At 59.8% G+C, this 20,937-nt stretch carries 19 protein-coding genes and 1 tRNA gene; 8 read left to right on the top strand and 12 right to left on the bottom strand.

From position 1 onward, the window contains the following. Positions 1–56 precede the first annotated feature (56 nt). On the bottom strand, positions 57–827 hold the full coding sequence (locus tag V0U79_RS12475; protein ID WP_330199847.1) for a class II aldolase/adducin family protein: 771 nt from the start codon (positions 825–827) through the stop codon (positions 57–59). Positions 828–972: 145 nt separating this feature from the next. On the opposite strand from V0U79_RS12475, the gene V0U79_RS12470 reads away from it, so the two are divergent. The 4 genes from V0U79_RS12470 to V0U79_RS12455 all read left to right on the top strand — a co-directional run bounded on the left by V0U79_RS12470 (position 973) and on the right by V0U79_RS12455 (position 3,826). After that, positions 973–2,028 carry a DUF2336 domain-containing protein gene (locus tag V0U79_RS12470; protein WP_330199846.1) on the top strand — a complete coding sequence of 352 codons (1,056 nt, stop codon included), beginning with the start codon at positions 973–975 and terminating at the stop codon, positions 2,026–2,028. 37 nt (positions 2,029–2,065) lie between these two features. After that, complete coding sequence (locus V0U79_RS12465; RefSeq protein ID WP_373696474.1) at positions 2,066–2,842, top strand: NAD kinase; 777 nt, start codon at positions 2,066–2,068, stop codon at positions 2,840–2,842. Positions 2,843–2,922: 80 nt separating this feature from the next. Beyond that, positions 2,923–3,288, top strand: a complete 366-nt coding sequence (locus V0U79_RS12460; protein WP_330199844.1) for a hypothetical protein — start codon at positions 2,923–2,925, stop codon at positions 3,286–3,288. A gap of 19 nt (positions 3,289–3,307) precedes the next feature. After that, positions 3,308–3,826, top strand: coding sequence for an Hpt domain-containing protein (locus tag V0U79_RS12455; protein WP_330199843.1), 519 nt, complete (start codon positions 3,308–3,310; stop codon positions 3,824–3,826). On the opposite strand, the gene spbR is transcribed toward V0U79_RS12455, so the two are convergent. The 3 genes from spbR to V0U79_RS12440 all read right to left on the bottom strand — a co-directional run bounded on the left by spbR (position 3,802) and on the right by V0U79_RS12440 (position 7,007). Continuing rightward, positions 3,802–4,947, bottom strand: a complete 1,146-nt coding sequence (spbR, locus tag V0U79_RS12450; RefSeq protein ID WP_330199842.1) for a SpbR family protein — start codon at positions 4,945–4,947, stop codon at positions 3,802–3,804. The two genes, V0U79_RS12455 and spbR, sit on opposite strands and share 25 nt — an antisense overlap. 101 nt (positions 4,948–5,048) lie before the next feature. After that, entirely contained in the window at positions 5,049–5,852 is an 804-nt protein-coding gene (locus V0U79_RS12445) for a hypothetical protein (protein WP_330199841.1), read from the bottom strand. 60 nt (positions 5,853–5,912) lie between these two features. Next, positions 5,913–7,007: an NAD(P)/FAD-dependent oxidoreductase gene (locus V0U79_RS12440; protein WP_330199840.1), complete on the bottom strand. Its 1,095-nt coding sequence runs from the start codon at positions 7,005–7,007 to the stop codon at positions 5,913–5,915. Positions 7,008–7,063: 56 nt separating this feature from the next. Between V0U79_RS12440 and V0U79_RS12435 the strand changes: the two genes are divergently transcribed. Beyond that, positions 7,064–7,462: a DUF6491 family protein gene (locus V0U79_RS12435; RefSeq protein ID WP_330199839.1), complete on the top strand. Its 399-nt coding sequence runs from the start codon at positions 7,064–7,066 to the stop codon at positions 7,460–7,462. Here the strand turns inward: V0U79_RS12435 and V0U79_RS12430 are convergent. Beyond that, on the bottom strand, positions 7,459–8,241 hold the full coding sequence (locus tag V0U79_RS12430) for a M48 family metallopeptidase (RefSeq protein WP_330199838.1): 783 nt from the start codon (positions 8,239–8,241) through the stop codon (positions 7,459–7,461). The two genes, V0U79_RS12435 and V0U79_RS12430, sit on opposite strands and share 4 nt — an antisense overlap. A 92-nt stretch (positions 8,242–8,333) precedes the next feature. Here V0U79_RS12430 and V0U79_RS12425 point away from each other — a divergent pair, with 92 nt between their 5' ends. Further along, the gene (locus tag V0U79_RS12425) at positions 8,334–10,427 is read left to right on the top strand and encodes an AsmA family protein (protein ID WP_330199837.1); all 2,094 of its coding nucleotides are present in this window, start codon (positions 8,334–8,336) and stop codon (positions 10,425–10,427) included. A gap of 77 nt (positions 10,428–10,504) precedes the next feature. Next, the gene (locus V0U79_RS12420; protein WP_330199836.1) at positions 10,505–12,082 is read left to right on the top strand and encodes a beta/gamma crystallin-related protein; all 1,578 of its coding nucleotides are present in this window, start codon (positions 10,505–10,507) and stop codon (positions 12,080–12,082) included. Here the strand turns inward: V0U79_RS12420 and astB are convergent. The 6 genes from astB to V0U79_RS12390 form a co-directional block, all read right to left on the bottom strand. After that, on the bottom strand, positions 12,079–13,422 hold the full coding sequence (astB, locus tag V0U79_RS12415; RefSeq protein ID WP_330199835.1) for an N-succinylarginine dihydrolase: 1,344 nt from the start codon (positions 13,420–13,422) through the stop codon (positions 12,079–12,081). The genes V0U79_RS12420 and astB overlap by 4 nt on opposite strands. Next, positions 13,419–14,879, bottom strand: coding sequence for a succinylglutamate-semialdehyde dehydrogenase (gene astD, locus V0U79_RS12410; protein WP_330199834.1), 1,461 nt, complete (start codon positions 14,877–14,879; stop codon positions 13,419–13,421). The genes astB and astD overlap by 4 nt, the downstream gene beginning before the upstream one ends. Continuing rightward, positions 14,876–15,883: an arginine N-succinyltransferase gene (astA, locus tag V0U79_RS12405; RefSeq protein WP_330199833.1), complete on the bottom strand. Its 1,008-nt coding sequence runs from the start codon at positions 15,881–15,883 to the stop codon at positions 14,876–14,878. The genes astD and astA overlap by 4 nt, the downstream gene beginning before the upstream one ends. Further along, positions 15,877–17,148 (bottom strand): hydrolase, encoded by a 1,272-nt coding sequence (locus tag V0U79_RS12400; protein WP_330199832.1) that lies wholly within the window; start codon positions 17,146–17,148, stop codon positions 15,877–15,879. Before V0U79_RS12400 ends, astA begins: the two co-directional genes overlap by 7 nt. A gap of 171 nt (positions 17,149–17,319) precedes the next feature. After that, positions 17,320–18,474: an OmpA family protein gene (locus tag V0U79_RS12395; RefSeq protein WP_330199831.1), complete on the bottom strand. Its 1,155-nt coding sequence runs from the start codon at positions 18,472–18,474 to the stop codon at positions 17,320–17,322. A gap of 450 nt (positions 18,475–18,924) precedes the next feature. Beyond that, positions 18,925–19,000: transfer RNA gene (locus V0U79_RS12390), tRNA-Lys, on the bottom strand. Between the two features lie 109 nt (positions 19,001–19,109). On the opposite strand from V0U79_RS12390, the gene V0U79_RS12385 reads away from it, so the two are divergent. Continuing rightward, a complete protein-coding gene (locus V0U79_RS12385; protein WP_330199830.1) occupies positions 19,110–19,730 on the top strand; it encodes a hypothetical protein in 621 nt (206 codons plus the stop codon). Here the strand turns inward: V0U79_RS12385 and tgt are convergent. After that, positions 19,727–20,857, bottom strand: a complete 1,131-nt coding sequence (gene tgt / locus V0U79_RS12380) for a tRNA guanosine(34) transglycosylase Tgt (protein ID WP_330199829.1) — start codon at positions 20,855–20,857, stop codon at positions 19,727–19,729. The two genes, V0U79_RS12385 and tgt, sit on opposite strands and share 4 nt — an antisense overlap. Positions 20,858–20,937 lie beyond the last annotated feature (80 nt).

The raw sequence follows: 20,937 nt of genomic DNA, 5'->3' as shown, positions 1-20,937 counted from the left end.
TTTGTCCTGCGGCCAGGCACCGGCCTCGGCCGGCGCCGCCAGTATGAAAAAAAGGACTACTGATCGAAGCCAGGCGATTCCCGGCGAACCCGGTCCAGCAAAGCGGCCCAGGCGATTTCGGCGAAGAACTCGTTGGTGACCCCTTCGTTGGCCTGGGAGAAAACTAGATCCTGTTTGTCCTGGTCCCATTCAATCAACTCGGCCCCGCCCGATTGCGCCATGATCTGCATGTTGCAGGCCCGCTCGAGATTGAAAATCCTTAGATAGGCCTGAAATGCATTTGCACCTACAGATAGAGTGCCATGATTGCGCAGGATCATCAAATTCTTCTCGCCCAGGTCGGCGACGAGCCGCGCCTTTTCGTCTTCGATAAGCGCGATGCCTTCGTAATCGTGATAGGTCACATCATTCAGAATGGTCATCGCAGTCTGCGAAATGGGCAGCAAGCCACGCTTTTGCGCCGAGACCGCCACACCCTGGTCGGTGTGCAGGTGCAACGCCACTTTCACGTCCGGACGGGCGGCGTGAATGGCCGAGTGGATGGTGAAGCCGGCTGGATTAATCCCATAGGTCGATGGCGGCAGGACATTCCCCTGAAGATCGACCTTCACAAGATTGGATGCCGTCACATCCTCATACAGCAACCCGAACGGATTGAGCAGGAAATGCTCGTCCGGTCCCGGCACCCGCATGGAAATATGGGTGAAGAACAAATCATCCCATCCATGCATCCGCACCAGCCGGTAGAGCGCAGCAAGGTCGCAACGCGCCTTCCACTCTTCTTCTGAAACCACATCTTTCACGCTGGGTGTCGACTGATCGTCCATGACATCCTCCCTTTTGCCCTAAAATTGAACCTCTCAACCGCTGCGTCAATCGCAGAGGTGTGGCCAGCGCTTAACCCGGCATAAACCCTGAACCGTCAGCACTGACATTCAATGATCGGAAACTCTGGGCCGAAACGGCAGGACAATGAGCGATATCGGCAGAGCCCTGACCAGTCTCGCACGCGTGCGGGACCCCGCCAGCCGCGCCGCACTCGCGCTGGGTGTCACGGATATCTGCGTCGCGAAACCTTTGACCAACAGGACCGAGCCGCTGGCAAACGACATTCTGCTGGCGCTGGCCAACAAGGTCGAGGAGTCGGTGCGCATCACGATGGCCTCGCGTCTCGCAAATTGTGCCTGGGCACCGCGTGGCATCGTCCGTTTCCTGGCATTCGACGCGCCGGTTGTTGCCAAATCGGTCATCCTCCAAAGTCCGGTCTTGGCAACGGACGATCTGATCGAACTGGCTGAAGACGGCAGCGAGGAGCACAGAATACAGATCGCCAACCGGAAGCATATTGGCCTGCGTGTCACCGATGCCCTGGCCGGGAAATCCGAAATCAGGGTGATCCGCGCCCTGATCGACAATTCCACCGCGCGACTGTCGGACGCGACCATCGAACAATCTATTCATATGGCGCGGGACGATGACGATCTCGCCCGCGCCTTGCTGGACCGCGATGATATCTCGCCGACACTCGTACGCGAACTGACCGAAAGGATTTCACAGGCTGTGCGTTCCCAGGTCGAGGACCATTTTGGTCTCGCCAAGGGCCAGCTCGACCAGATTGGCGCAGATGCCGGGATCTTCAATGGTGATATCGATGAGGAATCAGAGGCCCGAAAACTAGTCGAGCAGATGGGGGCAAGCGGTCAGTTGACGGGTACCGTCGCTGTCCGCGCTGTCACCGATGGCAAGCTTGTCCTCTTTGATTATGCCATAGCTGACCTGTGTGGCGTTACCGTCGAGCAATGGCGGGCTGCCATCGGGATGGCTGGCGTCAGAGCCACGGCGCTCGCCTGCCGTGCTGCGCGGATAGAAAAGTCGCTCTTCCCCTCCGTGCTTCGTGGAATGCAGCGCGCCGGACGGGTTCATGGTGATCTGCCGTCGGATGCGATGCTGACAGCAGCCAATGTTTTTCAGAAATACACACCAGGCAAAGCGCACGATGCCTTGCGCAGGCTGGCTCCAGACGATTGAATGAAACCTTCCGGTTCCGGAGGGATATGTGAGCCCGATAGACCTGCCTGAAAAGCCGACACTGGCCTTTATGGCGAGCCAGCGCCCCGAGGCATTGGAGGCCGTCGAACGCCTCGCAAAGCGGTATGGCAATTGCGCCATCAGCGAAGCCGACGTGGTGGTCGCTGTCGGCGGTGACGGCATGATGCTGGAAGCGCTGCACGCTGTAATGGGGCAGGAAACGCCGGTCTATGGCATAAACTATGGCTCGGTCGGCTTCCTGATGAACAATCCGTCCGAGGACGGACTGCTGGACCATCTGCGTCACGCCGAACAGACGTCCATCCACCCGCTGCGTGCCACCGGGACGGACATGGCGGGCAACACCTTCTTCGCGCTCGCCATCAATGAGGTTTCCCTGCTGCGGGAAACCCGTCAGACAGCCAAGATCCGGATTTCTGTCGACGACAGGGTCCGGCTCGAGGAATTGGCGGCCGACGGCATCATGGTCGCAACGCCCGCCGGCTCGACCGCCTATAACGCCTCGGCACACGGCCCGATCCTGCCATTGGGGTCCCGTGCACTGGCCCTGACTCCGATCAGCGCTTTTCGTCCACGCCGCTGGCGGGGCGCTCTGCTGAGCCATGACAGCAAGGTCCGCTTCGAAGTTCTGGACCCGGAAAACCGGCCGGTCTCGGCGGTCGCCGACAATCAGGAATTCAGGGATGTCGTCATGGTCGACATCGAAGAAGCCGACGATGTCAGCCTGCACATGCTGTTCGATGAAGGCAGGGCTCTTGGCGAGCGTATTCTGATCGAGCAATTCCTCGCCTGAGCGTTTAGCGCGCCGTTAAGCATCTTTTGCTACGTATTTCATCAAGATCGCCAGAGAGATGCGGCTTGAGGGTGGAATATATGAAAACGTTTTCCGGCAGCCTGGACATGTCCGTTCTGATTTGCAGTTCTTCCCGGCCGCTCCAACAATCGCTTGAAGCGCTGCTGGGCGCCATGGGCTGCAAGATTGTATCAGGCGCTGACACGACAGCCTCCGCCCGCGAACAGCTGGCCTCGCAGCATCACGATCTCGCGCTGATTGACGACAGCTTCAAGGCCAGCCGCAATGATCTCTCGGCCTTGCCTGTTCCGGCCCTCAGACTTTCCTGTGAGCCATGCGGGAACGAACCCGAATTGACAAAGCCGTTCCGGCCGGCCGACCTCGCCGAGAGCATGCTGGCTTGCGTGCAACGCCCTGCCGGCAATGCGCTGGCTGCATCTTCATAGAAACCGAAGGACATCTGACATGGCCAACAAGCAACAGCCCATCGAGATGATCACACCGCCGAACATGCTTCGCGTGAAGGTGGGTGGCCGCATCGGTCCTGTCGACGAAGCGGCGATCGCTCGTGCCGAGAAAGCGCTCGACGACATGAAAGATGTGTTTTCCGAATGGCTGGAAGCAGAAGTGGCAAAGCTTGAAGACGCCGCCAAGCGAGTTCAGACAGAGGGTGTCGATGGCGAAGCCGGCGAAAAGCTGTTTGCCCGTGCTCATGATCTGCGCGGCATGGGGACGACCTACAATTTCCCGATCATCACCCGGATGGCCGCATCATTGTCAAAGCTGATCGAGACCCCGGAAAAGCGCGCGATCGCCACATCCAAGCTGGCGCTGGCACATACAAATGCCATCCGCGCCGCTTTGCGCCAGGACATCAAGGACGAAAACGATCCTGTTGGCCGTGCGCTTGCCGAAGAGATGGAACGCCAGGTTCTTGAACTGGTCGCCGACTTCGAAGATCAGCCGGCAAGGGCCGCCGGCTGAATTTCCGCCTCATCCTGGTCGAGCCTTGACAGGATGTATTCCAGATCTTCCTCCGGAACGCCCTGAAACTGGGTCAACGACCGCTCGACGAGGCGGCGGCGGAACACGATGCGGCCTTCCTCACCCGATCCCATTTCGATGGAATGATAGGTTTCAATCGCAGCACGGATAGCCGGCAGGATACGCGGCGGCAAACCGGTGCGCTCGAAAATCGCCTTCATGCCCAGCGGTCCGGCATCGTGGATCAACAGCCAGGCCTTCGAATGCGGCACACTCGCAAGACGCGCCAAGGAATGCTCGAAGAAACCGATATGACCCCGCATCAACGCCCGCAGGATCAGCGATGGCGTGAGACGGCCGGATGTCTGCAATTGCTCTACAAAGCGCGGCAGATCTGGCGCAACGCCTGCCTGATCAACGAGATCGACCGTCGCCCGCTCCCGAGCGCCCTCCGCAAGATCGACCGCGATCTGTGGCGGCAAGGCATGACGGCGCACCAGGCGCTGCAATGCATCGTCGCTGACACGCGCAATAATCTTCTCGGTGATCTCGATCGGCAGGGCAGAGCGGGAAACGAAGGAATCCATAACATTCCGCGAGTCGGCAAATCGATTGATCGTGCGCTCATAGGCTTCGGTATCGAATTCCGCGCCGTCATTGGCCGCAGCAATTCCCATCGCGGTCTCATCGGCATGATCGATCAGTGACATGACGACGGGCTTCGAAACCACCTCTCGTGCAGCCACCGCGGACTGCTTTGAGGCCGGCTGGGTCCGCACAATCTGGATAAGCTCTTCATCGGTAAAGACCGGGCTGCCCGCGATCACCGGCACAGCAATGGAATCGATATCCATCGCCAGCTTCATCGCAACATCTTTCGGAAGATGCTCGGACTGGCGCAATGTTACGGCCAGCGAGCGCCGAACCAGTGTCGCCGCATCCTGCGCGATCATCATGATGATCGCATCGGCTGCCTGTCTTTCCTCAGCCGTCAGATCAGGCGCGTCGATGCGCTGGCAGATCTTGCGCGCCGCCAAGGCCCGGTCTTCGGCATTTTCGCCCTTTACCAGACGCCGGATGTCTTCATCGGTCAGCCGGGACCGCATCGCGGAGATGCTCATGAATCTAATCCTGTCTCTGAGCGATCGCACACATACGATTCGCCTCACCCACTAGGCTCCGCCTCTCGCGTTAATGAATCCTTGAATGCGCCGCTAAAACGTTAACTTTCACGTTCATCACGTCCGCCCGGCGCATCCAGCGAAGCAAGGATTGCGACCACGGCGGGCGACAATGTTTCGCCCGTTCCCGCCAATCCGATCCGCCGCGACAGAAACGGTGCCGCTTGGTCCAATGTCGGCGATTCAAACCGTAGCGATCTTTGCGGCAAAGTGTTGGCGGGTACATCCCGGGACGGAATGGAAACGGCTTCCTCGCGAGTCAGGCCAGCCAATACGTCACGGACATTCCGCGGCTGACCGCCTTCATAGAAGACATTCCGGTTGGCAGCCGCAGCGGCCGGGAAAAGCTGATCGGCACGGACTGATGGCGTTTGGCTCGCAGCATTGATCAGTTCGGAGGCGCCCCCTGCCCCGAGGAAATGAGCCGCATACAATTCTCCGGATGTCGGCTGACGGCCGATCCGCGATTCCAGTATGGACGCATTCTCCGCAGCCAGCTCGCCTGCCATGCGCGCAGCAATGTCGGCATTGAAACGCATGTCGAGAATACGTTGGCGCTGGGCCGGATCACTGACGCTGAAACGGCCGCTCTCGGTCTGCTCGATCATCCCGGCCTCGCGGCCCAGACCGTGATCACCGCCATGGCGCTGCATCATGGCCAGCCAGGTCTGCTCAAGAAACTGGTACATGCCAGCCGCACTGGACGTGGAAGCCCGGGCATTCGGATCGAAATTGCTTTCGCGCGCCGCTGTCCGGACCATGAAGTCGAAATCCGCGCCAGTCTCGCGTGATGCCCGCGCGATCAGGGCATGGGTCGATTCTGCGGCAGGTGAGATAGTGCTCATCAAACGACTCAGTCAGCTTTTCACGCAGTCTTCCGGCCAGCCGCTAACTTGCCGTTAATGCTAAGTGAAGCGCCAGGGCGAAAAGGCTTCCGGCGGTTTCCCTTCATGGAAAACCGAAGCCGCAACCAGCTCCGCGACGGCCGGAGAAAACAGGACGCCATTCCGGTACAATCCGGTCGCAAGACAAAGGCCCGGCATTCCCCCATAACCGATGATGGGCAAACCATCCGGCGTTGCCGGCCGGATGCCGGCCCAGCGCTCGATCTCATCTGCCTGGCGCAAGGCCGGGATCAACTTTGCGGCCCGCTTTCGAAGGCCGTTGATCGCACTCTTTCGGACCGTCAAATCATCCCGGCGCGGCTCGCTGGTTGCGCCGATGACAACACGGCCATCGGTTTTCTGTGAAATGTAGACATCGCGCGCGCGGACGCAGTGTTCGATCCGCAACCCCGGTGCCCGCAAGGACACCATCTGACCCTTGACCGGAAATACCGCACGGCTGGCGGACTCATTCGAGGATTGTTCCGCCGGATCATACCCGGTCGCTCTGACAGCACGGTAGAAGCGGTGCAGTTCACCCTCTGCCTTGATGAATACTTCGCCGGCAACGTCGCTGCTGATTTCATCGATACGGACGCCCTCGCGAATTTCCACGCCTCTGCTGCGCAGGTGATCCACAAGGCGAGAACCAAGCTTGCGGTTGTCCAGCGCCGCATCATCCGGAAACAGCACAGATTCATCGGCCTTGAGCCAGGGCGGCATTGGCCCTGGCGATTCAATGCGAAATCCCTGCTGTCGGGCCGAGCGCACGAGGCCTTCGAGCCACACACCCTCCTTCTTGCCGAGCGCGGGCGAAAGCGTTCCGCAAGACTGATAACCGATCGCCTCTGCCCCCAGTTCGGCCGCCCAGTCGCGCCACAGCTCCAGACCTCTTCGCGCCAGCATGACAAACGGGTCGATCGCATCAGCCTCGGCGCTTTCGAATACGCCCGCCAGCATCCCGCCAGAAGCCCACAAGGCTGCTTTTCCGGCACGATCGCGTTCAAACACGGTGACTTTGGCACCGCGATTGACCAGCGCAAACGCACAAGCCAGACCGGCGATTCCGCCGCCGATGACCGCGACATGGTCAATGGAATTTGATTTGACGCTCATTCAGTCCGGCTTCATCTGGGATAGGGCAAACTAGCTATCTTTGGGAGGAGTGCGAGATGAAGTATCTGACAATTGCAGCTTTCGCCGCCCTGGCCATCTGTTCCGCTCCGGTCATGGCGCAGGATGAGGGCGAAGAAGCTCCGCGGTGCGTGCGCCTCACGAACATCAATGGTTATAGCGTCATTGACCGGCAGCACGTTGTGTTTCGCGGAGGCGCCAGCCGCCATTACCTGGCAACGCTCCGCAATCGCTGCCCGGACCTGAATTTCGGTGTGCAACTGACCACATCATTTGGCCGCAGCGCCACCATTTGCCCGCCAGCAATGGAATACATCACCCCGGAAAGCGGATTTCGTTGCTACATTGATAGCGTCGAGGAAGTCGACAGCGTCGATGCCGCCCGCAGTCTCATCGAGGAGCGGGCAGCAGCTGACGCTGAAGGCGAGACCGACTAGCTGTAGCCCCGTGAAGCAATGTGGGCGCGCATGGCGTCAACGCGGGCTTCATCAGACGGGTGCGTCGACATGAATTCGAAGGATGCATCCTGGTGCAGGGTCGACATGGCGAGCCAGAAATCAATCGCCTGGTGAGGTTCGTATCCTGCACCCACCATGTAATCGACACCGAGACGGTCAGCCTCGAACTCATGCTGACGGGAATATGGCAAGATCACGCCGTAAGTAACGCCCGCCCCCAGCGCAGCAGCCATGTTCTGATCAAAATTCACACCCTGCTGCTGCAATAGCGCGCCGGCAATTTGAAGTCCGATCTGACTGGCCCGCTGCTGACTGGCCCGTTCGGCAGCGTGCCGCCCGGCGACATGGCCCATTTCATGGCCCATGACCGTGGCGATATGGCCATCTTCTTCCATGATATCGAGGATACCGCGATAGAAGGCGACCTTGCCATTCGGCAGGACCCACGCATTGACCTGATCGGAGTCGATCACAACGAACTCCCAATCGAGATCAGTCATCCCTGTACTCGACACCATATTGGCGCCAACCCGTTGTAAACGCCGGTTATAGCCCGGGTCGCGCAAGACACGTTCGCGCTGCAGAGCATCGGTCCAGGCCTGCTGCGATAGCGACATCAACTGGTTCTGCGACACCAGCTGAAGCTGGCTTCGCCCGAGCGCATCATTCTGCGCACAACCTGAAACCGGAATGATCGATCCGGCGGCCAGGCCCAATACGATATCCCGCCGATTCATCGAAATTTTTCGAATTCTCATGCCTTCCCCCTGAACGGCTGTCATTCTTGGCGCTATAGTAAACGCAAATGCCGTTTGAAAAATAGCCGCGAATCGAAGGCCGGGAGGAGTTTATGATCCGTCGCATTCTGTCCCTTGTCGTATTTCTCGCCGTACTGATCGTACTGGCAGCGATCATTCTGCCCTTCGTTATTCCCGAATCTGTCTACCGGGATCAGGCGCAGCAGGCGGCCAGTCAGAATCTCGGGCGGGACGTTACGCTGTCGGGCGATGTCAGCTTGCGCATTCTTCCGCGCGTCGAGATCCAGGCGAAAGACGTCACCATTGCCAATGAGGACGGTTTCGGAGAGGCCGCCTTCGCTGAAATGGCCGAAATGCGTGTGGGCGTTCAGCTCTGGCCTCTGCTCTCCCGCAATGTCGTGATCGAGGAGTTCGTGCTGGTAGAGCCAACCATCCGCCTCCAGCAACGGGGCGGCCGCAATAACTGGTCGCTCGGGCCTGTGACGGATGAAGCCCAGGCGCCGCCGGCCGCATCTGAAGGATTTGTCCGTCGTCCCGGCGCCCTGCCCTTCGAAGCATCGCTGGGTGATATCCGGATCATTGACGGATTTATCAGCTATTCGGATGGGGCACAGGAGCGCCAGATCGAGGGGCTGGATGTGCGAATCCACATGCCAGGCCTCGATCAGCCGCTGGAAATCAGCGGCGGATTGTCAGCTGATGGCGAAGCCATGACGCTGGCCGCCTATCTGGGTTCATTACGCGGATTTTTCGAGGGAGAAGAGGTCATTGCCCGCATCGATCTCGGCGGTGATCTGATCGATCTGGGCTTTGATGGTGTCATCCCCGCTGGCGAGGACTTACGGTATAATGGCCTCCTCAATGCCAACATCCCCTCTATCCGGGCGCTGGCAAGTTTCGCCGGCTCCCCGCTGCCGGACGGCGATGGACTGGAGCGCTTCGAGCTCGCGGGACAATTGTCCGGTGGCCTCGAAACGATCTCGCTTGATGCCTCCGGCAGCAATGGACGAATCCGGCTGGATGATATTCGCGCCACAGGGCGCTTGGCAGCCGACCTGTCGGGCGCGCGCCCATCCCTTTCCGGCGCGTTGAACGTTCCTCAGCTGGATCTCACCCGCTATATCCCCGTAGCACCGGACACATCGAGCTCATCCTCGGGCGTGCCGCCATGGTCAGAAGAACGCATCGATCTGTCCTCGCTGGGGCTGGTGGATGCCAATCTGGATCTGTCCGTCGATCAACTGCAAATCCAGGATATCGAGATATCGGACGCTGCCCTCACACTGGCTTTGGTCAATTCCAGGCTGGAAGCCAATCTGACGCGCATTTCTTTATACGACGGTAGCGGAACGGCCACGATTGTTGCCAACAACCGGACGGCCACGCCGTCCTTCCGTATTGCGGCCAACCTCCAGTCGATCGCCGCAGGCCCCCTGCTGGAGGCAGCCGCCGGATTTGACCGGCTTTCCGGAACCGGCCGCATAAATATTGATCTCCTGACATCCGGGCATAGCCAGTCTGAACTGATGAACGCGCTTGGCGGCAATGGAAGCTTTGCTTTTGCAGATGGCGCAATCCGCGGCGTGAACCTCGCCCGGGCCATCCGGGGAATCGAAAGCGCGCTGACAACGCGGCAGCTTCCTGACGGGTTCGGCGAACAGCAACAGACCGATTTCTCGGCGCTGGAAGGGACATTCACGGTCAGCAATGGCGTTGCCACCAATAATGATTTGATCCTGCTCAGCCCGTTGGTTCGCGTCGACGGTGCGGGCACGATCGATATCGGCGGTCAGACCATGGATTACCGGCTGCGTCCGCGAGCCGTCGCCAGCATTGAGGGTCAAGGCGGCGACCGGGATCTGCGGGGCGTGGTCGTGCCGATCATAATCCGCGGCAGTTTCAACAATCCCAGCGTCGGCATCGACTGGGATGTTGTCGGCCGGGCCTTGTTGCAAGGTGCCGTTCAGGGCGCGGTCAATGGCCAGAATCCGGAAGACGCCATCCGGAACGCGCTTGGCAGCGCGCTGGGTCTTGGCGGGAATAATCAGGATGACACCGGCGACAGCGACAATAATGACAATGGTGAAGAGGCCACGGATCCGGCAGAAACACTTATCAGGGGTCTGTTCGGCCGCGGCCGTACGAACTCCGACGATAATGACGATGATGACGGCGGGCAGAACTAGCTGTTGCCGCAGGTTCAGGAAAGTGGAGCCAGATTGGCAATGTGAAATGGGCTGGGGCCCGAAACCGGGAGATATCGATGAAAGTGAACATGTTGATCATGGCTCTGGGCGGCGCCTTGCTGCTCACGGCAGCCGCCGATGCCCAGCGCGGCGGACGCGACGGATCCCTGACCCTTTATTCCGGCTTGAACTTCACGGGCCAGTCGGTGACCATCAATCAGGATGTCGTCAATTTCCAGTTGATCAATTTCAATGACCGGGCCCAGTCGATCCGGATCAATGGAAGAGGCTCCTGGACGCTGTGTCACCATTCGAATTTCAATGGCCATTGTCGCCAGTTCTCCGACGACGTCGCCAACCTCAACCCACACCAGCTGGCCGGCAATATCAGCTCGGCGCGGCGCGAATATACGGGTGGCGGCGGACGCCCCGGTGGCGGCGGATATCCCGGTGGTGGCGGATATGGTCCCCGCAACGGCATCATTCTCTATGACGGCCCGCGCTATCGCGGCGAGGCGGTGGAAATCCGCAGCGATAATCCGAACCTGATGGGCCGCAATTTCAATGATCGCGCCCAGTCCATCCAGGTTGCTCGCGGCGAAACCTGGGAAATTTGTGAGCACGGCTTCTATAACGGCCGCTGCTACACGATCAGCGATGATGTTCCTGGCTTGCGGGTCTATAATCTCGGTAACCAGGTATCTTCGGTCCGGCGAATTGCAGATAATGGCCGGCCTGGCGGCGAACGCCCGGGCGGTGGCCGTCCCGGTGGAGGTTATCAGGATGGCTCGATCACGCTGTATTCCGGCATCAATTTCACCGGCCAGTCGATCAATATTGATCGCGAGACCTATAATCTGACCAATCAGGGCTGGAATGACCGGGCCATGTCTCTGGTCGTCAACGGTTATGGCAGCTGGACGATCTGCGAAGACGCCAATTTCGGAACGCCTTGCCGCACGGTTTCGGGACGCGTGAGCAATCTCAGCCAATACCGGCTTGGCAATCGCATCACCTCCCTGCGTCCTGAAGGATATAACAATGGTGGTGGTTATGGCGGTGGCGGCGGCTATGGCGGCAATTACGGGCAAGACGGCACGTTGACGCTTTATGCCGGCCCGAATTTCTCCGGCCCGTCGATCGTGCTGGATCGCGAGACCTACAACCTCACCAGCCAAGGCTGGAATGACCGCGCCATGTCTGCCGTCGTCAATGGCTATGGCAGCTGGACGGTGTGTGAGGACGCCAATTTCGGCACACCCTGCCGCACGATTTCCGGACGGGTGAACAATCTCAACAGCTATGGTCTGGGCAATCGCATCACGTCGGCACGCCCTGATGGCTACAACAATAATGGCGGCGGCTATGGCGGCGGCGGTGGCTATGGCGGCAATTACGGTCAGGACGGAACCCTGACCCTGTTTGCCGGCCCCAACTTCTCCGGCCCCTCGATTGTCATTGACCGCGAGACCTACAACCTCACCAGCCAAGGCTGGAATGACCGGGCCATGTCGGCCATCGTCAACGGCTATGGCCAGTGGACGGTCTGCGAAGATGCCAATTTCGGTACACCCTGCCGAACAATTTCCGGACGGGTCAACAATCTGAACGCCTACGGGCTGGGCAACCGGATCACTTCGGTTCGGCCTTACTAGGCAGCCAGTTTCTGGAACGGATAAAAGTCCGACCCCAGACCCAGAAGGCCGGTGAGCGCATCCAGCGCTGACCGGCTTTCTTCTATCAGGGCCGGGTCACGCAGATCTTCTGGGCGCAATCGGTCGCGATAATGCGCATTGGCCCAGTCCGAGAGCTTCGAAAACAGACCATCATCCATCAAACAGGACGGATTGACCTCCGCCAGCTCGCGTTCGGTCAGTACGACCCTCAGCCGCAAACAGGCGGGCCCGCCGCCATTCCGCATCGACTGGCGTACATCGACATAATTCACACGGCCAATGGAACCATTACCCGCGACCAGCCGCTCGCAATAAGTCCGCGTGCTGTCTGTCTCTTCGCACTCGATCGGCGCATTCAGCATCAAGCGGTCCTGGCCCGGCATCGCCAGCAATTGCGAATTGAAGAGATAGCTGGAGATAGCATCGCCAATGGGCACTTCATCCTCGGGCACCTCAACAAAAACCGGATCAAACAGGCCCTCCGCAGCCCGGCGGATGTCATGGCAGGCCTGCTGGGGATCGGCAAAGGCTTTCTCATGGAAGAAAAGCGTCTTCAGAGTGCCGACGCAGACCACATCATTGTGGAAAGCTCCCGCATCAATGGCGGCCTGCGACTGCCGGATGAAAACGCAGCGCTTGGGGTCAAGTCCATGCCGGCGGGCGATGGCTTCGAAGGCTTCACGTGTCTGACGCGCGGGGAAACCACTGGTTTGCGGTTCTCCCGCATCGCGTCCGTAGACAAAGATCTCGACCCCCGGCTCACCATGAGAAGCACACAGCCGGACATGGTTGGCGGCCCCCTCGTCTGCAAAGCTGGCCTGCATCGGCAGAGGCGAATGGATAGCGAAATGCCGGCCGGCAAAAATCCGGCCCAGGGCGCGCTGCGTGGCGGGGCCTTCGAGTGAACGGTGTAGCGTGGTGACGAGATTGGCTGGCGTCATGTGCAATCGCCCGTCCCCGGTATCGGCAGAGGGCGACACCGTGGCGGCATTTGCCGCCCACATGGGCGAAGCCGAATAGACATTGCGGACCAGGGTGGGGTCAGCCCGGAAAGCCGCCTCGATCACGGCGGAATCATTTCCGGAAAAGCCCAGCTCTCTCAGATAACCGATAACCGGGCGCTCCTGCGGCGGCAGAATACCCTGAACCAGTCCGGCATCGGCGAGCGCTTTGGCCTTGCCCAGTCCTTCAAGGACAGCACTGCGTGGCGATGACGCGACTCCGCGGTTCCGATCGGATGCAATATTGCCGAAGCTGAGCCCGCCATAATTGTGAGTCGGACCTATCAGCCCGTCGAAATTGGCTTCGACAGCCGTCATGACAGGCCCTTCAGCGCAATCCGTTCCGGCTTGCTGGCGACCTGGCTGGCCACGGGGTAGGCGCAATAATCCGCCGCATAATAGGCAGACGGACGCAAATTCCCGGAATGGCCCGGACCACCAAAGGGCATGCTGGAAGCCGCGCCCGGAGTCGGCCGGTTGAAATTGACGATCCCGGCGCGGGATTCCACACGGAACCGGTCCCAGAGCCCGGCATCATCACTCACCAGACCGGACGACAGGCCATAGGCTGTATTATTGGCCTCGCTGATGGCGGCGTCGAAATCAGCAACCCGGATAATCTTCACAAGCGGGCCGAAGACTTCGGCATCAGGATGATCTGTGCCGGTCACGTCCACGATGCCCGGCGTTACGAAAGCAGCGCCGCGCTCCATCAGCCGGCTTTCCAGCAATGTCTTGCCACCGGCGGCGGCAAGCCCGGCCTGTGCCTTGATAACCTGCTCTGCAGCCTGTGCAGAGACCAGAGGACCCATGAAAGGTTCCACCTCATCATTCCAGGCGCCGACGGGTAATCGGCCGGCCATATCAACAAGCTGCTCGACAATCCGATCGCCACGCTCGCCTTCGGCGACAATGATGCGGCGCGCACAGGAACAGCGCTGGCCAGATGTAATGAACGCCGAGAAAGCCGCGATCCGTGCCGCGGCTTCGTCATCGGCAGCATCCCAGATGACCAGCGGATTATTACCGCCCATCTCCAATGCCAGCTGGATACCGGTCCGTCCGGCAAACTTCTTGTGGATGAACTGGCCGGTATTGTGAGAGCCGGTGAACAGGACTCCATCCAGCTCGGCATTGTCCAGTGCCGCCGCACCGGTCTCGCGCGCACCCGGCACCAGATTGAGCACACCGTCCGGAAGACCGGCCTCCTGCCAGACACGCACCATCCATTCGCCAACCGCCGGGGTCAGCTCGGACGGCTTGAATACACATGTATTCCCGGCAATCAGCGCCGGAACGATATGGCCATTCGGCAAATGGCCCGGAAAATTATACGGGCCGAGAACAAACATGACGCCTAGCGGCTTGTGGCGCAGCTCGGCGGCGCCGAAATCGGTGTCATCGCGGGTTTCGCCGGTCCGGTCATGATAGGCCCGGATTGAAATCGCAATCTTGCCGGCCATGGCGCCGGCTTCGCCCATGCAGTCCCAGAGCGGCTTACCGGTTTCGCGGGCAATCAGCTCGGCGATCTGGGCCATGCGTTCACCGAGCAGCGCGCCAAACCGTTCAACAATGGCAATTCGCTCGGCGAGCGGGCGCCTCGCCCAGGACGAAAACGCACTGCGCGCGGCTTGAAAGGCGCGTGATACGTCGTCAGGCCCGGCGGCCTGCCCGGACCAGACCGTATCGCCATTGGACGGATCAAGAGAACGAAAAGCCTCGCCGCTGCCGGCAACCCATTTTCCGCCAATCAGACAATCGCCTGTCAAACTCATGTTCTGCTCCAAACGCGTGCTTTATCACCTTCGGCCAGGCCTAGCGCTCTTTGTGCGTCGGCAGACAAACCCAGGCGTCCGCCATTCAAGGCAACCTTGGCGCGGATGGCCCGGAAATCATCAAATCGGTCAGTTGTCACGATGGCATCATGGGAGCCGCCACCAGCGGTCACTTCCATCACCTGACTTTCACGGCCAGTCCGCGCCTGCCGCGTCGGGACGGACATCAACGGACCACCGTCGAAAATGTCGATATAGCGGTCATAAGTGAAGCCTTCCCATTCCAGCAGGGCGCGCGCGCCCTTGCCGTGTTCATGGGTCTTGCCAATGACCTTGCGCGCCGCTTCCGGAAGGATATCCAGATAGATCGGGTGCTTGGGCATGAGATCCAGGATGAACTGGTTGTCCGACGCCGCGCTCATCCGGTCGGCCTCGTCAAACGTCATCCGGAAAAAGGGGCGCGTCACATGATCGAAAAAGGGTGACGAACCGTCCTTGCGAACCACTCCGCGGAGTTCTGCAAGGACGCGCGGACCAAAGCGGCTGTAATCCGCAGCAATCAACAGATACCGGGTCTGGGCCACCAGCCGTCCTGCTCCATTGCCGCGGGCTTTTTCGCCAACAAACAGCGTGCCGACTTCGGTGCATCCGGCAAAATCATTGACCAGAAACATCACTTCCATATCGAAACGACGGTCAGCCTCATGCGAGGATTGCGCCAGGGTCACGATCTTGAAGTCGTAATAGGGCTTGGATAATCCGACCGCGTCCTTGACCGCGGAACAGCCGACAATTTCGCCGCTTTCAGTATCCTCCAGCATCATCTGGTAGGCCATTTCCCGAGGCGCACCGGCCGTCGAAGCAAAAGCCAGCTCGGATTTCTCCAGCTTCTCTGCCAATTCGTCGCGCCCGAGCGCCAGGCTGGTAAAGCCGGTTCCTGCGGCTTCCGCCAGCGCTGCAAAAGCATCAACGTCATCGCGGCGTGCCGCCCGGACTCTCAGCATGTCTGCGCTCCCGCTGCCAGCGCGCGCGCCGCCCTGGCATCAAATTCACCGGTGGCAAATTTCATCAGCATGATCGCCGATAATTTCGCTCGCTCCGGGAGGCTGGACAGAAGCACGATTTCGTCATGCGAGTGAATATCCGCTCCGCATACGCCAAGCGTATCAACATTCGGGCATCCGGCGGCCCAGAGATTATTGCCCTCACAAACACCCCCGGTCGCATTCCATTTTATATCCAGCCCCAGCGCCGAGCCGGCCGCCCGCGTCCATTCGAACATTTGCGCATTTGCCGGCGTCATGGGCTTGGCGGGGCGCGTGAAGCCGCCAAACAATTCGGCCGATATTCCGTCGCGTGAAGCGGTCTCCTGCGTGAGCCTTTCGAGTTTTTCCAGCACCCAGTCCTGATCGCTTTCCTGACCCACCCGCACATTGAAACGGACCACGCCATTTGCAGGCACGACATTTGGCGGCCCACCTCCGTCAATACGCGACACATTGAAAGTGACACCGTCCCGCTGGCCGTTCAAAGAATCCAGCCGAGAAGCAAAGTGTGCCGCAGCAACAATGGCATTGCGGCCGAGATGGTGTTCGCGGCCTGCATGAGCCGCGCGGCCACCCACTTTCAGCGACCAGTTTCCTGACCCCTTGCGGGCGCCCGCCAGGGATCCATCGGCCAGGGCCGGCTCATAGGTCATGCCTATATCTGCTGCCGAGCCGAGATCATGAATGATGGGCCCCGATCCGAGCGAACCGATCTCCTCGTCCGGGCTGATCAGAACATCATACCCGATCCGGTCGCGGTCTTGGTGTTTTTCCAAAGCCATCAGGGCATGCAACATGACAAGAATCCCGCCTTTCATGTCGGCCGCGCCGGGCCCGTTCATGGTGTCGGCATCCCGCATCGTCCAGCTTTGGAAGCTGTCATCCTTCGGAAAAACCGTGTCATGGTGACCGGTCAGAACGATCCGGATGGGAGCGTCGGGACGCTGGGTCAGCCGGAAAGACGGCGTGTAATGCTGCAGGGTCACTTCGCCATTTGCCAGGACCGTTTTGGTCGGGGCGAGAGTTTCGGCCTTTATGGTCCCACCCAGCGGAGCAAACGCCGCCTCAAGCTGGGCCCGCATGGCCTCCAGGCCCTCGGCATTATGACTGCCCGAATTGATATTCACCCAATCCTTCAGGGTCGCGACCATGGCATCAGCCTCGCCATCGATCCAGGCGAGGATGTCCTGTTCCTGTCGGGAGAGCGCAAGCGTTTTGGTCATGAGCGTGCCGGATACGAAATGATTGGAAAAGCGGACGTGAGCCCCACTTCTATTGGGCCTGCCCTGTAGGTCAACCCGGGCCCTCTGAGCCCTTTTGTACCGGGCGTTCGGGCAAAAGAAAACGGCCCGGCCAAAGGCCGGACCGCTTCCTTGTTCAAGCCAACCGTCAGATTAGCGAAGGTCGATGAGGACCTCGGCGCGACGGTTGAGCGGCTCGCGAACGCCATCCGGCGTCTGAACCGCGGTGCGGGTTTCACCGAAGGCTTGCAGCGAGATCGCGCTGGCCGGAACGCCGAGGCGTACCAGTTCGTCGCGGACCGCACGTGCACGGCGCTCGGACAGACCCACATTGTAGGCTGCAGAACCCGAACGGTCGGTGAAGCCATCAACCGAGACGCTTGCAACGCCACAGTTACGGGCCTGGTTGACCGCTTGGTTGATCACCGCACCAGCCTGGTCTGTCAGGTTCGAGCGATCCCACTCGAAGTAGACAACAAAACCAACGTCTTCACACACCGGAGCCGGCGGAGGCGGCGGAGGCGGAGGAGGCGGAGGAGGCGGCGGAGGCGGAGGCGGAGGCGGCGGAGGCGGCGGCGGCGGCGGAGCCGCAAACAGATACCGCAGCGAGATCCAGCCTTCGTGTCCGGCGTAGCGATCGACTTTGGCCTGAGCCTGATTACCGCCCGTCAGAGCCGAGCTGCGGTAAGCCAGACCGGAGAAGTCCGACTCACCAACGATCAGGTAACGATACTGGGTGTCGAGGATCAGTTGATCCGACAGGTGCCAGCCGATACCCGCAATCAGGTTCATGATGTACGTGATGTCCGTATCGTCGATCACGTTATACGTGGTCCCCGGAGGGCTCACAAATACACCGCCCGGAATGGTCGTTTGCGGGGTTGCGCCGCTCGTGAAACCTTCCAGATGGCCATCAATATAGGCCGCACCGATACCGGCACCGATGTACGGGATAGCGAAACCGCTTTCACCGAAGTCACGGTACACATTCACCATTGCCGACCAGTTGTGCATGGAGCTGGACGAATTCAGGTGATGACCAATGGCACCGAAATCATTGTAGCGGTGAGCCGCTTCAAGTTCGGCGCGCCAGCCGTCAGCCCAGTCGTAACCAAAGGCTACGTTCTGGCGCCAATCGCCCCGGCCATCAATTTCATCGCCCGGGAAGTAGCCCTCAACTTCGGCATCACCGAAGCCGCCATTCCCGATACCAACACTGGCATACCAGCCTTCGTCAGCAGACGCAGTACCGGCGGTCGCCATCGCGATGGCACCGGTCGCGGCCGCTGTGAGAAGCCACTTTTTCATTTTACCCCCTCCGGAGGCAAATGCCTCCATCGCGTGAACTAAAGGTCTGGAAAAAATCCAGACACAGGTGAAGCGCAATACGATACGCGCTGTTGAAATAACTACAGGATATTTTTCTGCGATGCCAGTCCTAAGCACGCTTTGCCTGACAGGTTTCGACGACGTTCGGCAGAGACGAGATCAACGCGTGTTTTTCCCCTGCAGCGCGATTTTTATCCGGTAGAACCTTTATCTATGCGACTTCGACATGCTGCGAACTGCGATCAGGAACGCAAATCCCGCCCTTTTCCGGTGTTGCATAATCGCACCGGTCCGGCGGGCATTTGGAAAACCGGCTGCGCTTTCCATCAGCAGACACAGCCTTCCGCGTCTGGTCGGCGACATGGATTCGCAACACGTCTGGCCAGGCATTCTGTCGAATTCGCACGGCTGAGTGTCAGGTGAAGGAAATGGTGAGCCCGCAGGGATTCGAACCCTGGACCTACTGATTAAAAGTCAGTTGCTCTACCAACTGAGCTACGGGCTCCCGGAAAGGAAGGCTCGACGTATAGGACCCTGTGCGCAAGGTCAATAATCTCTCATGCCTTTCGAATTCGCGGGTGCAGTTTTTGTGGAGCGCTGATAAAATCGCCGGCATGAGAAATGCAATCTTTCCGGTTTTGCTCGCCACGCTTGTGCTGGGCGCCTGTTCGTCGACCAGCCGCGATGCAATGAGGTCGGGCAGCATGGAAACAACACAAAGTGCTGTCTCGGACGCTCTTGGCCTGCCGCAAGAACGGCCGGGAGAAATCATGGTGGATGAAGGCAATGTCACCGTGCCTACGCCCTATGGTGGTGAAGGCGCTCGCCGGGTCTGCTCGACGACAGCGCGAGATATTGCCCGGCTAACAGCGGTTCTTGGTGCGGAGCGTATCTATGTGCCAGAGGAACGGGAAGGCGAAACCGAGGAAGAACGGAGCTGGCGCGAGCGAAGCTCGATGTGGGCCAGCCGCGGCGGCAATGCCGTGACCCAGGGGGCACGCGATTTGTATCATTCGGCCATTGTCGGGCTGAATCCTGCCCGTCCCGTGATCCGTTTCGTCGGGCGTGCCGGAGAGATCGAGCGCGAAGCGCGGGAGCAGCGCATGACGGCATTGAACCGCCGGGCGTATTTGCGCGGACTGTTCGATGGCTTTGGTTGCGGCGAAAGCTATCTGACACGGGCTTTCAATGAATATGGGCTGACGCCGCCGGACGAAGAAGACGACGGCAGCTAGTCTTTCGCGGACATTCCCTGCGCCCAGCGCGCGCGGAATTCGCTGGCAAACGCGTCGAACCGGCCTTCGCGAATAGCCGCCCGCATGCGCGCCATCAGATGTTCGTAATAGGCGACATTGTGCCAGCTGAGCAGCATGGCCGCCAGGTATTCACCAGCGCGAACAAGATGATGCAGATAAGCCTTCGAGTAGTCCCGGCTGGCCGGGCAATCAATGTCCGGATCCAGAGGTGAGTTGTCTTCGGCGAACTCTGCCCGTTTCAGATTGACGGGGCCGTAATCCGACCAGGCCTGACCATGGCGACCGGATCGCGTCGGCATGACGCAATCGAACATATCGATCCCCCGTGACACCGCCTCGACCAGATCAATCGGCTTGCCGACGCCCATCAGGTAATGCGGCTTGTTCGCGGGGAGTGCCGGCACGGTGATATCCAGCACATGGCACATCGTCTCCAGCCCCTCGCCCACAGCAAGCCCGCCAATCGCGTAACCATCAAAACCGGTCTCGATCGTTCGGGCCGCCGACTCCTTGCGCAAATCGTCGAACACCGAGCCTTGCACGATACCGAACAGCGCTTGCGTCTCTCGCGCGCCGAAAGCGGCCTTGCAGCGCGCGCCCCAGCGCAACGACAACTCCATGGACGACCGGGCGTCTTCCTCTGTGCAAGGGAAGTTGGTGCACTCATCCAGTTGCATGGAAATATCAGCGCCCAGCAGGTCAGCCTGGATCTCGATCGCCCGCTCTGGCGAGAGGTGATATTTCGATCCATCGATATGCGACTGGAAGTCGACGCCCTCCTCGGTCAGCTTGCGCAGACCCGCCAGCGACCAGACCTGGAACCCTCCACTATCGGTCAGAATCGGTCCATCCCAACGCATGAATTCATGCAGGCCGCCAAGGCGGTGAATGCGATCTGCACCCGGACGCAACATCAGGTGATAGGTATTCCCGAGGATGATATCCGCCCCGGCAGAACGCACCTGTTCAGGATAGAGCGCCTTGACCGTAGCGGCGGTTCCCACCGGCATGAAAGCCGGTGTCCGGATATCGCCTCTTGGCGTTTTGAGAACGCCGGTCCGGGCAGCGCCATCGTTGGCATGGAGTTCAAATCTGATCTGCGACATGCGCTGGCTTCTAAACGTCCAGCGACCATTCGCAAAGACGCCTGCTCATTGAACGCTCATGCGCTGATCGCCAGGTGGTG

The organism is Hyphobacterium lacteum, from assembly GCF_036330345.1.
In the GTDB taxonomy this organism is placed as follows: domain Bacteria; phylum Pseudomonadota; class Alphaproteobacteria; order Caulobacterales; family Maricaulaceae; genus Hyphobacterium; species Hyphobacterium lacteum.
This window is presented reverse-complemented; position numbering and strand designations above follow the sequence as displayed.

Coding starts and splice junctions, on each gene's coding strand:
- V0U79_RS12475 (WP_330199847.1), bottom strand. CDS start 827: ATGGACGATCAGTCGACACCCAGCGTGAAAGATGTGGTTTCAGAAGAA.
- V0U79_RS12470 (WP_330199846.1), top strand. CDS start 973: ATGAGCGATATCGGCAGAGCCCTGACCAGTCTCGCACGCGTGCGGGAC.
- V0U79_RS12460 (WP_330199844.1), top strand. CDS start 2,923: ATGAAAACGTTTTCCGGCAGCCTGGACATGTCCGTTCTGATTTGCAGT.
- V0U79_RS12455 (WP_330199843.1), top strand. CDS start 3,308: ATGGCCAACAAGCAACAGCCCATCGAGATGATCACACCGCCGAACATG.
- spbR (WP_330199842.1), bottom strand. CDS start 4,947: ATGAGCATCTCCGCGATGCGGTCCCGGCTGACCGATGAAGACATCCGG.
- V0U79_RS12445 (WP_330199841.1), bottom strand. CDS start 5,852: ATGAGCACTATCTCACCTGCCGCAGAATCGACCCATGCCCTGATCGCG.
- V0U79_RS12440 (WP_330199840.1), bottom strand. CDS start 7,007: ATGAGCGTCAAATCAAATTCCATTGACCATGTCGCGGTCATCGGCGGC.
- V0U79_RS12435 (WP_330199839.1), top strand. CDS start 7,064: ATGAAGTATCTGACAATTGCAGCTTTCGCCGCCCTGGCCATCTGTTCC.
- V0U79_RS12430 (WP_330199838.1), bottom strand. CDS start 8,241: ATGAGAATTCGAAAAATTTCGATGAATCGGCGGGATATCGTATTGGGC.
- V0U79_RS12425 (WP_330199837.1), top strand. CDS start 8,334: ATGATCCGTCGCATTCTGTCCCTTGTCGTATTTCTCGCCGTACTGATC.
- V0U79_RS12420 (WP_330199836.1), top strand. CDS start 10,505: ATGAAAGTGAACATGTTGATCATGGCTCTGGGCGGCGCCTTGCTGCTC.
- astB (WP_330199835.1), bottom strand. CDS start 13,422: ATGACGGCTGTCGAAGCCAATTTCGACGGGCTGATAGGTCCGACTCAC.
- astD (WP_330199834.1), bottom strand. CDS start 14,879: ATGAGTTTGACAGGCGATTGTCTGATTGGCGGAAAATGGGTTGCCGGC.
- astA (WP_330199833.1), bottom strand. CDS start 15,883: ATGCTGAGAGTCCGGGCGGCACGCCGCGATGACGTTGATGCTTTTGCA.
- V0U79_RS12400 (WP_330199832.1), bottom strand. CDS start 17,148: ATGACCAAAACGCTTGCGCTCTCCCGACAGGAACAGGACATCCTCGCC.
- V0U79_RS12395 (WP_330199831.1), bottom strand. CDS start 18,474: ATGAAAAAGTGGCTTCTCACAGCGGCCGCGACCGGTGCCATCGCGATG.
- V0U79_RS12385 (WP_330199830.1), top strand. CDS start 19,110: ATGAGAAATGCAATCTTTCCGGTTTTGCTCGCCACGCTTGTGCTGGGC.
- tgt (WP_330199829.1), bottom strand. CDS start 20,857: ATGTCGCAGATCAGATTTGAACTCCATGCCAACGATGGCGCTGCCCGG.